Source organism: Lysobacter arenosi, from assembly GCF_016613475.2.
Lineage (GTDB): Bacteria > Pseudomonadota > Gammaproteobacteria > Xanthomonadales > Xanthomonadaceae > Lysobacter_J > Lysobacter_J arenosi.
On sequence record NZ_CP071517.1, the window covers coordinates 462,992 to 475,602 of the forward strand.

Consider the following 12,611-nt stretch of genomic DNA (forward strand, 5'->3'; position numbering starts at 1 on the left):
TCAGCCCTTGGTCGCGCCGCCGGGCGGCTGTGCCACGGGGGCAGGCGCCTGGAGTTGCTCGTACGTCACCTTGGTCACCTTCAGCGGCACGCCCGGGCGCGCCTTCTGCACGCCTTCCACCACCACGGTGTCGCCCGGCTTCAGGCCCTTGTCGATGACCCACAGGCCGCCGTAACGCGGGCCGGGAACGACCGGCACCTGTTGCGCCTTGCTGTCGGCGTCGACCGTGGTGACGAAGTACTTGCCCAGTGTCTGCACCACCGCGCGGTCGGGCACGAGCAGGGCGCCCTTGCGCTGGTCGGCGCGCACCTGGATGCGTGCGAACAGGCCGGGGTAGAGCTGGTGCTGCGGATTGGGAAACTCGGCGCGCAGCCGGTATGTGCCGGTGCGCGGGTCCAGCGCACGGTCGGCGAAGATGATCATGCCGGGCAACTTGTACTCGGTGCCGTCGCTGAGGGTCATCCTGACCTGGCGGATCGGATCGTCGGCTTTCGGCGTGCCGCCGCGGTACCGTCGTTCGTAATCGAGCAGCTTGGCTTCGCTGATGCTGAAGTACACCCACACCGGATCGTCTTCCGACACTTCGGCAAGGACAGTGGTGCCTGCGGTGATCAGGTCGCCGGCAAACACCTGGGCAGCACCGATGCGGCCGGTCAGCGGCGCGGTCACGGTGGCGTATTCGACGCCCAGCGACGCCTGGTCGACCACCGCCTGGTTGGCCGACACCTGCGCCTGCGCGGCCTGCATCGCGGCGACGGCGTTGTCGTAGATCTGCTTGGAAATCGCGTTCTCTTTGACCAGCGGCCCGTAGCGGTCGACGTCCTGGCGGGCGCGGGCAAGGTCGGCGCGGGCGGCGGCGAGGCCTGCACGCGCGTTGGCCTGCTCGGCCAACGGTGCACGCGGATCGATGCTGAAAAGTTTCTGGCCTTCGGTGACCAGCGAGCCGTCATCGAAGTGCTTGCTCATCAGCACGCCGGTGATCTGCGCGCGCAGCGACACCTCGCGCGAACCGGTGACCTCGCCGACGAATTCCTCGAACAGCGGCGTGTCCTGCTGCAGGACGGTCATCACCTTGACCGGCACTGCAGCCGGCGGCGGAGCCTCCTTCTTTCCGCAGCCTGCCATCACCAAAAGGCCAGCCATTGCCAGGGCAAACGCGAGACCGGCCGACCGGATCACCGGGCCATCGACGGCGGATACGTGCAGGGGTACGTCCGCAACGGCGATGGTCATGATTTCCACCCTGAAGTCGACGTGGCGAAACCGGGTCCCGCTGTGCCCGCAGCCTTGTTCCGCGCCCGTCCGTACGAGCCGGTCGGGTTCACCCGTGCGCCTGCGGCGATAGCAGCAGAGTCGATGCAATGGTTTTGTGACGACGTTGTACCGCTTGGCAGCGTCTGTGGCCTACTCAGGCACGTGATGGCTATCACGGGCAGTTCACGGGCACCGAGGATGATTGCCCCGTCACAGCGCCGTGGTGGTGGCGTGGCTAAGGGAGAAGGACGGATGAAACACGTCTTCGGGAAGCACGTCTTCGTATTGGCAGTCACGCTTACGCTCGCGGCTTGCGCCACGGATCCGGGCACGCGCGAAACCCAGAAGCAGTCCGGCTCGGTGGTCGCCGGCGCGGTCGTGGGTGGCCTGGTCGGCAACATGTTCGGCGGCGGCACGGGCAGGGCGCTGATGACAGCGGCCGGCGCAGTGGCCGGCGGCTTCCTTGGCGATCATCTCTACAAGAAGCACGCCAAGTCCGAGTACGAAAAGGACGCCGCGCAGCGTGCACTCAACCAGGGTGCCTCGGGCCAGAAGATCACGTGGTCCGACCCGCGCACCAACGAGTCCGGCTACTTCGTCGCCCTCAACACCAAGCGGATGACGGACGGACGCGTTTGCCGCGACTTCCGCCGTGGCCTGAGCATCGGTGGCGAATCGGTCGACGAGACGACCGGCACCGCCTGCAAGAAATCCAACGGGCAATGGGATGTGGGCTGACTCCACGCGGGCAGGCTCCAGTCGGGCTCAACTACAGGACGGCAACATCATGATGACCAAGCTGATCCTCCTCCTCCTTGTCGCGGCTGCCACGCCGGCGTTCGCGCAGGTCAAGGCCGATGCAGCGCCCGCGCGCTTCGATGCGGCCGACGCGAACCATGACGGCAAAGTCGATCGCAACGAGTACGGCGGCTTCGTGCAGGAGCTGGTGCTGCTCTACGACGGCAATGGCGATGGCGATGGCAAGCTGTCGCGCGCCGAGCTGGCGTCCGCACCGGACCCGAGCAAGTTCGACAGGATTGACAGCAACAAGGATGGCTTCCTGACCATCGACGAGATCGACGTCTTCACCGACAACGATTTCGCAGTGATGGACGCCAATTCCGACGGCGCGGTCGATCGCGCCGAGAGCGCGAAACACAAGTAGGGCGGCCACGTCGCCAGGCCGGTGCCTGGTGATGCGTGCTCCTTGCTGGCATCCCGAGGGCGCCGCGGCATCGCCGTGGCGCCTTTTGCGTGTCCGGGCGCCCGTTGGCACCTTCAGGCCCGGGAGCACTGGCCAAAAAGGGTAAAAAGGGTATATTTACCCCAAGCCCATCCCGAGGACCGCCCCATGGCGCTGCCCCTCAAGCTCGATGCAATCGAAGACCTGCCCAGGACGCCCGCCTCGGACGTCAAGAAGCTCGGATGGCGCGGGGTGATGAAGGCGATCGGCCGCATGGGCAAGGTCGTGGTGACCAACCACAACGAGCCCGAGGCGGTGATCATTCCGGCCGAGGAGTACGACGCGATGATCCGTGCCCTGCACGAGGCCGAAGCGAAGAACGATTCCGCGCTCGACGAACTTCGCCACCGCTTCGATGAGCGCCTGGCCTCGCTGCAGGCCGCCGACGCCGGTGACCGCCTGCGTGCGCTGATGCACGGGCCGGCCAAGCTGCGCGGCAAGGTCAAGGCCGGGGCGAGTCATTGAAGTCGCGTCCCGTTCTCTATGTCCTTGCCGGGGTCAACGGCGCGGGCAAGAGTTCGGTCGGCGGCCACCTGCTCGAACGCGCCGGACTGAGCTGGTTCAACCCCGACACGTTCGCGCGCGAACTGATCGCGCAAACTGGATGCGAGCAGACTCAGGCCAATGCCGCCGCGTGGCAGGAAGGCATGCGACGCCTGGACGAGGCGCTCGAGCGCGGTAGCAACTACGCCTTCGAAACCACGCTCGGCGGACGCACCGTGCCGGCCAGGATCAAGGCGGCCGCGCGCACGCATGACGTGTTGATGTGGTTCTGCGGACTCTCGTCGCCCGAGCAGCACATCGCCCGCGTCAAAGCCCGCGTGGTCACGGGCGGGCACGACATTCCCGAAGCGAAGATCCGCGAGCGTTACCCGGCCGCACTTGAGAACCTGATCGCGCTGATGCCGGACCTGGCGCATCTGCAGGTGTACGACAACAGCGTCGACGTCGCGCGCGGCAAGGCGATTCCGGATCCGGTGCTGGCCGCGGAGATGGAAGCGGGCAAGCTGGTCTGGCCGGATGACCTGGCCTCGCTCGGGCGCACGCCGGAATGGGCGAAGCCGCTCCTGGAAGCGGCGTTGCTGTTGAGCGGTCGATAGCAACACAAGCCCCGGAACCTTGCGGTCCCGGGGCGTCGTGCTTCACGCGGCAGCGAGCTCGGTGTAACCGGCAGCTCCACCGCCGAAGTACGAAGTGGCCGGCGCCTCAAGCAGAGGTGCATTCCCGCGCAGGCGTTCCACCAGGTCCGGGTTGCCGATGAAGGGCTTGCCGAACGCGACCATGTCGGCGTGACCCGATGTCGTCGCCTCGATGGCGCGCTGCCTGTCATAGCCATTGTTGGCGATGTACTTGCCATTGAAGGCCGCGCGCAATGCCTTGATGTCGAAGGCGCCGTTGTCGCCGTGCAGCTGCCCCTCGACCACGTGCAGATAGGCCAGGCCCATTTCACCCAGGCGTCGGATCAGGTACTCGTGGGTTTCCATCGGCGTGCTGTCGAGCGCGGTGTCGCCAATGGCCGTGGACAGTGGTGACAGTCGCAGGCCGACGCGATCGGCGCCCCATACTTCGGCGACGGCTTCGACGACTTCGAGCGTAAGCCGTGCGCGGTTTTCGATGGAACCGCCGTAGCAGTCCTGGCGCTGGTTGGTGCTGTCGCGCAGGAACTGCTCCAGCAGGTAACCGTTGGCTGCGTGCACCTCGACGCCGTCGAAGCCGGCTTCCTTGGCCTTGCGCGCAGCATTGCGGTAGTCCTCGATGATGCCGGCGATCTCGTCGGTTTCCAGTGCGCGCGGCATGGACGGAGCTTCGAAGCCGGCTTCGGTGAACACATTGCCGCCAGCCTGGAGCGCCGAAGGTGCCACCGGCGCGGCGCCGTCTGCCTGCATGGAGACGTGCGACATGCGACCGACGTGCCACAGCTGCACGACGATCTTGCCGCCCGCATCATGGACGGCCTTGGTCACGGGTGCCCAGGCAGCGACGTGCGCATCGGTGTAGATGCCCGGGGTGTAGGCGTAGCCGCGACCCTGGCGCGAAATGTTGGTGGCCTCGGTGATGATCAGGCCGGCCGATGCGCGCTGGCGGTAGTACTCGACCGCGAGCGGGGTCTGCACGCCATCCATGTCGGCGCGCGAGCGGGTGAGCGGCGCCATGGCGACCCGGTTGGCGACGTCGATGGCTCCAATGCGGGTGGGGGAGAAGAGGAGGTCGGTAGACATGGCGTTGTTCCAGTTAATGCACCGTGGTGCGTTGGAAAGAACAATGCGACTTGCCGACTAATTCATCCAATTTATTTGTTGAATTTAAGATATTCAGGAGCATCATGTCTGGATGCGATACGACCTGAACCTGCTGCCGGTCTTCCTGGCCCTGATGGAGGAGCGCAACGTCACGCGCGCCGCCGCGCGGCTGGGCATCACCCAGCCGGCGCTCTCCAATGCGCTGGTCCGCCTTCGCGACATGCTCCAGGACCCGCTCTTCATCCGCGAGCGCTACGGCATGCAGCCGACGCAGAAAGCCGAGTCACTGGCGCCAGGCATCGCCGCGGCAGTGGCCAGCCTCGACGAACTGATCCTGGGCCAGCAGGGTTTCGACCCGGCGAAGGCCGAGCGACTGTTCACCATCGCGCCAAACAGTTACGTCGAGTTCGTGCTGGTGCCGGCGATCGTCGCGCGACTGCGCGAGCGCGCACCGGGCATCCGCCTGCGCCTCACGCCGTACGGCACCGACCTCGCCGAGACCGGCGCGATCTCGGGCGAAACGGCCATGGTCCTGGGCCGCATCGTCGATCCGCCGGACAACCTGGTCGTGCAACACCTGATGGACGACGGCCTGGCCTGCGTCGTGCGCGCCGACCACCCGCAGGTCAACAAGCGCCTGTCGAGGAAGCAGTACGAACAGCTCAAGCACGTCAACGTGCTGCCGGCCGGCCGACTGCGCGCCGGCCTGTTCCAGGCGCTTGAGCGCCAGGGACTGCGACGCGACGTGGCCGTCTCGGTGACGCACTTCCTGGCGATCCCGGAGATGCTCGCGGTGACCGACTACTGCACGACGCTGCCGATGCAGATCTGCCGGCACCTTGCCGGCGATGCACGCCTGAAGGTGCTGCCGGCACCGGTCGACCTGGGCACGTTCCCGACGGAGATGGCCTGGCATGTGCGGTATCGACATGACCCGGCGCATCAGTGGTTGCGGGCGTTGATCAGTGAAGTGGCGGCGGAGATCGCGAAGGCGTCTGTGCCGTGATTTCGCGGAACGAGGGCCGCAGGGCGCACAAACAAAACAACGCGTGACGCCGAGGGGCGTAACGCGCTGCATTGGCTGGATGAAGTGGTGGAGCGGAGGAGGATCGAACTCCCGACCTTCGCATTGCGAACGCGACGCTCTCCCAGCTGAGCTACCGCCCCATGAGCCGGATTCTAGCGGCAGGAAAGGGCGGCTGCCAAGGCGGCCGACGGCAGGGGCGGAAATGCCGGAAAGAGAGGCCTGGCGAGGCTCGATCAGGTCCGCTCGATCACTCCGCGCCCACCCGCACCAGACGGAAACCGATCGAGTCGTCCCTGGCGCCGGCCGAATACCGCATGCGGTTTGCTGACCGGGTGTCCTTCGCAGTCGTGCCCCAGGACCCTCCCCGGGTGACACGCCTGTCGCATCCCCTCGCGAGTTGCGCGCTGCCATCGGTGGGTGCGTGAAGGTAGTCGGGCGCGCCGCAATCGAGTGTCCACTCGTTGACGTTTCCCATCACGTCATACAGCCCGAACGCATTGGGCCGATAGCGCCCGACAGGCGCCGTGTTCGGTGATCCGTCGTCGCAGTGAGCCACCTCCGCGTCCGGATACTTCTTTGCGAAGTTCGCGTCAGCATTGTTGGCGTCCTTGCAGCCGTCGTCCGCGCTGTCGCCCCAGGGGTACGCGTGCTGGCTGCCAGTGCGCGCTAGGTATTCCCATTCCGCCTCGGTGGGCAAACGATAGGCTCCGCCTGTCTGCACATTGATCCAGTCAACGTAGGCCTGGGCGTCCTCCCAGCTCACGCAGACCACCGGATGGTTTGGCTCCTGCGAGAACCCCGGATCCAGATAGGTGGTGGTGGCGTTTGGTTGCCAGTCGCCAACCTTCACCCGGTCGGTAATGCAGTCGCCGCCGACCGCCCGCTTGGACGCGACGGTGAAGTCGCGATACTGCGCCAGCGTCACTTCGTAAATGCTGACTGCAAGCGTGTAGTCGATTGACACCTGGTGTAGCGGCGATTCGTCTTTTCCACGCCCGGGTTCGGAATCTGGCGATCCCATCTGAAAGCGTCCGCGCGGCACGATGACCATAACCGGGCATTGCGCGCACTCCTGGAATGTCACCCCCGCTTCACCCCGGCGCATGGCGTCGATTACCGCCTCCTTCGTCGTCAACGGAGGGGCCGCGACCGCGGCAGCAATGAATAACTGCAGCAGGATGAAACACCATGCCTTCTTACGCATATGCGCACGCTGCTGGCTGGCCAGGGTCCTGGATTGTAGGTAACCGCGAGTGACTGTGGCCGCATCTGGCCAGAGGGCACCCTGACTTCAGTCCTGCCCCGCCAGCAACGGCGCAATCCCCGCCTCCAGCGCCTCACGGCGCCAGCCCGACAGTGCATCCGGCCACTCGCCGCGATCGAGCAGCGCCTCGAGCCACCGCCGTGAGGCGAGCACGCCATCGGGCAATCCCAGCTCGGCACTGCGCGCGGCCACCGCGTCCTGCAGTTTGCGCAACCGCTGCTTGTCGCGGTTGTCGCCCTCGTTGGCGTCGGGGGCGTCGGCTTCATCGGGCAGCGGGGTGTTCAAGGCCGCCCATACCGCATCGCCGAGCTTGCGCGGTGCCTTCGGGTGCGCGTCGAGATCGCGCTGCAAGCCGGCGCGGTCCATCGGCGGGTTGCGGGCGAGGTTGACGGCCAGTTCGTTGTCGAGGATCCAGTTGCGCGGGCGGTCGTTGTCGCGGGCGTAGGTGTCGCGCCAGCGCAGCAGGCGCAGCAGGCGCAGCTGTGCGTCGCGTTCGAGGAACTGGGCACTGCGCATGGTCGCGTGCGGCCAGCGTTCCGGGCCTTCGTTCTCGGCGTTGATCACCGTGCGTGCGGCGTCCTCGGCCAGCCATTCGCTTCGACCCAGTTCCTGCAGACGGTGCTGGAGCTGGTCGTGCATCTCGAACAGGTGGCGCACGTCGTCGGCGGCATACTCGAGCTGGGCCGGCGACAGCGGGCGGCGCAACCAGTCCGAGCGCGTCTCGCCCTTGGCCAGGGTGACGCCGGTCAACTGTTCCACCAGCTTCTGATAGCCCAGGCCGGCGCCGATGCCGGCCAGCGCGGCGGCCAGCTGGGTGTCGAACAGCGGCTTGGGCACCACGCCGCAGGAATGGCGGAAGGCCACCAGGTCTTCGCTGGGGCTGTGCATCACCTTGACGATGGATTCGTCGGCGAGGATCGGCGTCAGCGCGGCGAGGATGCCCGGCGCGAGCGGGTCGACCAGCAGGATCTCGGGCTCGTCGTCGCCGCGCTCGATCGAAATCTGCACCAGCGCCAGTTGCGGCCAGAAGGTGCGTTCGCGGATGAATTCGGTGTCCAGTCCGATCCGCGCCGGCGGCGTAGCAAAGTGGGCGCGCAGGGCGGCGGGGTCGGTGATCCAGGCGGCAGGCATGTGGGGATGGTAAGCGGGGAAGGGGGTGGCGAGGTTGCCGGGGCGGGCGACAATAGCCTACTTTCGACGCACCCAAGTGTCCCGGCATGAGGCGAGGAGGACGATTGCGCGCACCGTTGTTGGCTTTCGCCGCCATGCTGGCTGTGATGTCGGGCTGTTCGCGCGAGCCGTCCGGCTCGTCCCGCGAAGCCGCCGGCGCACGTGCGCCGATTGTGACCATCAGTGCCGACCAGGCGGTGTCGCCGGTGCCGCCGTGGCGCGCGCCTGCGGTCGAGGTCAATGAAGCCAACTTCAAGGAGCTCAAGGCCGACGCTGCCGAGGCCTTGAAGGAAGAGCGCCTGTTCGGCACGGCCGCCGATGCGATCCCGCTGTACCTGGCCCTGCGCCGGTTTGCGCCGGACGATGCCGCGGTGCAGGCGGGCATGCGCCGCGCCATGACCAGTCTGCTCGGCAAGGGCAACGAAGCGCTCGCGGCGATCGACCGCGATCCGCTGTCGCTGCGCCGCGCGCACGAGGTCGCCGCGGTCGCGCGTGCCGTCGCGCCGGACGATGCCAAGGTGGTTGCCTACCTGGCCCGCCTGGACAAGTCCGACCAGGCGCAGGAAGCCAATCGCCTCGGCGAGGAAGCGCTCAATGCCGGGCGTCTCGGCGTCGATGGCGGCGACGACACGGCACTGGGTTATTTCCACCAGGCCCTTGAGCTGCGCCCGGGCGACCAGCGCGCCAACCAGGGCATCGCCGCGGTCGAGAGCGCGTTGATTCGACGCGCCGAAGTCGCCGCCGACCATGACGATTACGAAGACGCCCAGCGCGAACTCGACATCGCGGCGAAGGTGCGACCGGGCTTCGCCAGCGTCGACGATGCCCGCGCCCGCGTGGCAATGCAGCGCATCGTCCGGGTCAATGCGCTGCGCGACGCCGGCATCACCGTGCTGACCCGCAATGCCAGCGTCGACGAAGCGCGGCGACTGCTGGCCGTGATGCTGCGCATCGCCCCGGCTGGCGACCCGGCCGCGCGCGAGCTGCGCGAGCGCATCGACCTGGCCACCCATTACGGCCTGTTCCGCCCCGGGCAGACCTTCACCGACGCGATGCAGGGCGGTGGTCGCGGGCCGCAACTGGTGGTGATCCCGCACGGTGCCTTCCGCATGGGCGCGCCGGAGGGCGAGATCGATTCCAGCGATGCCGAACGGCCGCTGCGCAACATCCGTTTCGAGCGCGGCCTCGCCATGTCGCGCACGGAGATAACCGTTGGCGAGTTCCGCCGTTTCATGGCGGCGAGCAAACATCGCGCACGCGCCACACGACGCGGCTATTCAAACGCCTACGACGAGCGCGGCGGCAATTTCGTGCGTCGCGGCAACGTCGACTGGCAGTCCGACTACGCCGGCAATCCGGCCCGTGACGACCTGCCGGTGGTCCACATCAGCGCCAAGGATGCGATCGCCTACGCCGAGTGGCTGTCGGCGCAGACCGGCCAGCGTTACCGGCTGCCGAGCGAAGCCGAGTTCGAATACGCGGTGCGCGCCGGCAACGCGAGGCGCTACCCGTGGGGCGATGGCACGCCACCGGTGCGCGCGGGCAACTTCACCGGCTCCCTGGACGTGTCGCCGAGCGGTCGCCGCTGGAACAACGCATTCGCCGGCTACGGCGACGGCGCCTCGGGTCCGGCGCCTGTCGGCAGCTACCGCGCCAACGCTTTCGGCGTGCACGACCTGGCCGGAAATGTCAGCGAGTGGGTCGCCGACTGCTGGCATGACACCTACCGCCGCGCCCCGCGCGACGGCGCGGCCTGGCTCAACCCCGGATGCCGTTCAAGAGTGGTGCGCGGCGGTTCCTGGGCGAGTTCGCCGGCACAGACGCGTTCGGCGTGGCGGCAGGGCAACGACGGCAATGTGACAAGCGGGCGCGTCGGATTCCGGGTGGTGCGCGAAATCTGAACGGGGACCTCACGTCTGTCGACTTAAAATGCACGGATCCAGGACGGACCAGGAGGCGGCGATGAGGATTGATCCCATGGGTGGTGCGCGACAGCAGGGCCGCCCGCGGCGCGGCTTCGGCGGCATGCGCTGGTGGATCCTGATCCTGTTCGCCGGCTACGCCGCCTGGCAGTGGTTCGGCAGCGCCAAGGTCGACCCATACACCGGCGAGACCGCGCACTACGGCACCACCGCCGAAGAAGAAGTGCAGCTGGGTGCGCAGGCCTTCCAGCAGGTGCTGGGCGATGCCAATGCGCAGGGCGCATTGCTGCCCGCCAATGCCCAGGTCAGCCAGCAGATCCGCGAGATCGCGCAGCGGCTGATCGCGCGCGTGCCGCAGGTGACCGCGGCACTGGCCGCGCAGAACAAGCAGGAAGTGCCGGTCGACCACCAGGCCTTCCAGTGGGACGTCGCGGTGATCCAGTCCGACCAGGTCAACGCGTTCTGCCTGCCGGGCGGCAAGATGGCGGTCTACACCGGCTTGCTGCCGGTGGCGAAGAACGCCGACGCGATGGCGGTCGTGATGGGCCACGAGATCGCCCACGCACTGTTGCGCCACGGCTCGCAGCGCATGGCGCAGCAGAAGCTGGTGCAGATGGGGCAGATGGCCGCCGGCATGGCGATGGGCGGGATGGACCCGGGCCAGCAGCAGGCGATCATGGCGGCGCTGGGCGCCGGCGCGCAGTACGGGCTGATTCTGCCCTATGGCCGTAATCACGAGACCCAGGCCGACAAGGTCGGGCTGATGCTGGCGGCGGCGGCCTGCTACAACCCGCAGGAAGCGATCCCGCTTTGGCAGCGCATGTCGGAGTTGGAGGGTGGCGCGCGTCCGCCGGAGTTCGCCTCGACGCACCCGGATCCGGCCAATCGCATCCAGGTGCTGCAGTCGCTGATGCCGCAGGCGGAGCAGTTCCGCGCGCAGTACTGCAAGTGACGCAGTCCGCGCTGGCCCTCTCCCACGAAGGGAGAGGGTTAGCTATCAGCGCTTGGTGTCAGCCTTGGGCTTGCTGCTGTTGGCAGCACCGGGCGGATTCGGAGTCTGGCCAACCGTGCTCGACAGGTTGCGCTGGAACTCGTTCCACATCGCCAGGTTGCGCTCGGTGAGCTGGTTCATCAGCGCCCACGGTGTCTGGCCGAGGATGCCGCCCATCTGGTTGCGGAACTGCTGCTGCTGGTCGAGGAAGACCTGCATCGAGCGTTCCAGGTAGCTGCCCATGAACCCCTGCAGCGAGTCCCCGTAGAAACGGATGATCTGGCTCAGCAACTGCGTCGACAGGACCGGTTCGCCGTCCTGCTCGTGCTCGGCAATGATCTGCAGCAGCACCTGGCGGGTGAGGTCGTCGCCGCTGCGTGCGTCGCGCACCTCGAACTCCTCGCCGTCGACGATGAGCTGGCGCACGTCCTCAATGGTGATGTAACTGGAAATCTCGGTGTCGTAGAGCCGGCGGTTCGGATACTTCTTGATGACGCGCATCGATGCCATGGAGCATTGGCTCTAAATCGTGGTGCTTCGCAGCATGGCGCAGGCCGGCAGGGCTTGCAACTGGCGAAATGCAGGTCCGCCGGGTGAATGGGGCATGCGGCGTAGGCAGCAGGCCGGCAGCGACCGGCTGATCAGCGACCGGACAGGCAGGTCGCTGGCAGCCGGCCCGGACTCCACTCACCAGCCCATGTGGTGGCCGCCGTTGATGTCGAGGTTGGAGCCGGTGATCCAGGCCGCCTCTTCGGCGACCAGGAATGACACCGCGTAGGCGATCTCGTTCGGCGTGCCCAGGCGCCCGGTCGGGATCTCGGCGACGATCTTGGCGCGAACTTCCTCCGGCACCGACATCACCATGTCGGTCGCCACGTAGCCCGGCGACACCGTGTTGACGGTGATGCCGAAGCGCGCGTTCTCACGAGCAAGTGAAATCGTGAAGCCGTGCATGCCGGCCTTGGCCGCGGCGTAGTTGGCCTGGCCGTACTGGCCCTTGAGGCCGTTGATCGAGCTGATCTGCACGATCCGGCCCCATTTGCGCTCGCGCATGCCTTCGATCACCGGCCGGGTGACGTTGAAGCAGGAGTTGAGGTTGGTGCCGATCACCTCGTTCCATTGCATCGGCGTCATGCGGTGGAAGGTCGAGTCGCGGGTGATGCCGGCGTTGTTGACCAGCACTTCGATCGGGCCGAGGTCGCGTTCGATCTGCTCGATCAGGGCCTGCGCCTGTTCGGGCGACGACACGTCGCCGGGAGCGAGCGTGACCTCGACGCCGGCGGCGCGCATCTTCTCCTGCCAGGCGCGCGCCCGCTCTTCGTCACGGTAGTTGGTGGCGACCCGATGACCCGTCTGCGCCAGGCGCTGGATGATCGAACTGCCGATGCCTCCGGTACCGCCGGTGACCAGGGCTACGCGTGACTGCATGGGGTCGTCTCCTTTGGGTTGCCGGGCGTCGGGTGCGGCCCGGTCGATTGGATTCTAGGGGGTTATTGGCGA

General features: G+C 67.1%; 12 protein-coding genes, 1 tRNA gene and 1 pseudogene. 7 read left to right on the forward strand and 7 right to left on the reverse strand.

Annotation, left to right across the window (positions count from 1 at the left end; translation table 11 throughout):
* Nucleotides 1-1,233 carry an efflux RND transporter periplasmic adaptor subunit gene (locus tag HIV01_RS02325; RefSeq protein WP_200604649.1) on the reverse strand — a complete coding sequence of 411 codons (1,233 nt, stop codon included), beginning with the start codon at nt 1,231-1,233 and terminating at the stop codon, nt 1-3.
* Nucleotides 1,234-1,608: 375 nt separating this feature from the next.
* On the opposite strand from HIV01_RS02325, the pseudogene HIV01_RS18075 reads away from it, so the two are divergent.
* From HIV01_RS18075 to HIV01_RS02345, 4 genes and pseudogenes are all read left to right on the forward strand, one after another.
* Nucleotides 1,609-1,743, forward strand: a pseudogene (locus HIV01_RS18075) (glycine zipper 2TM domain-containing protein); the annotation flags it as partial.
* A 298-nt stretch (nt 1,744-2,041) separates the two neighbouring features.
* Entirely contained in the window at nt 2,042-2,419 is a 378-nt protein-coding gene (locus HIV01_RS02335) for an EF-hand domain-containing protein (RefSeq protein WP_200604651.1), read from the forward strand.
* Between the two features lie 186 nt (nt 2,420-2,605).
* Nucleotides 2,606-2,962: a type II toxin-antitoxin system prevent-host-death family antitoxin gene (locus tag HIV01_RS02340; RefSeq protein ID WP_200604652.1), complete on the forward strand. Its 357-nt coding sequence runs from the start codon at nt 2,606-2,608 to the stop codon at nt 2,960-2,962.
* A complete protein-coding gene (locus HIV01_RS02345; protein ID WP_200604653.1) occupies nt 2,959-3,597 on the forward strand; it encodes an ATPase in 639 nt (212 codons plus the stop codon). Before HIV01_RS02340 ends, HIV01_RS02345 begins: the two co-directional genes overlap by 4 nt.
* Nucleotides 3,598-3,639: 42 nt before the next feature.
* Here HIV01_RS02345 and HIV01_RS02350 read toward each other — a convergent pair whose 3' ends face one another.
* Nucleotides 3,640-4,716: an alkene reductase gene (locus HIV01_RS02350; protein WP_200604654.1), complete on the reverse strand. Its 1,077-nt coding sequence runs from the start codon at nt 4,714-4,716 to the stop codon at nt 3,640-3,642.
* A gap of 112 nt (nt 4,717-4,828) precedes the next feature.
* Between HIV01_RS02350 and HIV01_RS02355 the strand changes: the two genes are divergently transcribed.
* Nucleotides 4,829-5,743 carry a LysR family transcriptional regulator gene (locus tag HIV01_RS02355; protein ID WP_200604655.1) on the forward strand — a complete coding sequence of 305 codons (915 nt, stop codon included), beginning with the start codon at nt 4,829-4,831 and terminating at the stop codon, nt 5,741-5,743.
* An 85-nt stretch (nt 5,744-5,828) separates the two neighbouring features.
* On the opposite strand, the gene HIV01_RS02360 is transcribed toward HIV01_RS02355, so the two are convergent.
* The 3 genes from HIV01_RS02360 to rnd all read right to left on the reverse strand — a co-directional run bounded on the left by HIV01_RS02360 (nt 5,829) and on the right by rnd (nt 8,159).
* Nucleotides 5,829-5,904 (reverse strand) — tRNA-Ala (locus tag HIV01_RS02360).
* Between the two features lie 107 nt (nt 5,905-6,011).
* A complete protein-coding gene (locus tag HIV01_RS02365) occupies nt 6,012-6,968 on the reverse strand; it encodes a formylglycine-generating enzyme family protein (protein ID WP_200604656.1) in 957 nt (318 codons plus the stop codon).
* Nucleotides 6,969-7,055: 87 nt separating this feature from the next.
* The gene (gene rnd / locus HIV01_RS02370) at nt 7,056-8,159 is read right to left on the reverse strand and encodes a ribonuclease D (RefSeq protein WP_207527060.1); all 1,104 of its coding nucleotides are present in this window, start codon (nt 8,157-8,159) and stop codon (nt 7,056-7,058) included.
* Nucleotides 8,160-8,245: 86 nt separating this feature from the next.
* Between rnd and HIV01_RS02375 the strand changes: the two genes are divergently transcribed.
* A complete protein-coding gene (locus HIV01_RS02375) occupies nt 8,246-10,099 on the forward strand; it encodes a formylglycine-generating enzyme family protein (RefSeq protein WP_207527061.1) in 1,854 nt (617 codons plus the stop codon).
* A gap of 61 nt (nt 10,100-10,160) precedes the next feature.
* Complete coding sequence (locus HIV01_RS02380; protein WP_200604659.1) at nt 10,161-11,072, forward strand: M48 family metallopeptidase; 912 nt, start codon at nt 10,161-10,163, stop codon at nt 11,070-11,072.
* A gap of 45 nt (nt 11,073-11,117) precedes the next feature.
* Here the strand turns inward: HIV01_RS02380 and phaR are convergent, their stop codons facing one another.
* Nucleotides 11,118-11,621 (reverse strand): polyhydroxyalkanoate synthesis repressor PhaR, encoded by a 504-nt coding sequence (phaR, locus tag HIV01_RS02385; RefSeq protein WP_200604660.1) that lies wholly within the window; start codon nt 11,619-11,621, stop codon nt 11,118-11,120.
* A 177-nt stretch (nt 11,622-11,798) separates the two neighbouring features.
* Nucleotides 11,799-12,539 carry an acetoacetyl-CoA reductase gene (gene phbB / locus HIV01_RS02390; protein ID WP_200604661.1) on the reverse strand — a complete coding sequence of 247 codons (741 nt, stop codon included), beginning with the start codon at nt 12,537-12,539 and terminating at the stop codon, nt 11,799-11,801.
* Nucleotides 12,540-12,611 lie beyond the last annotated feature (72 nt).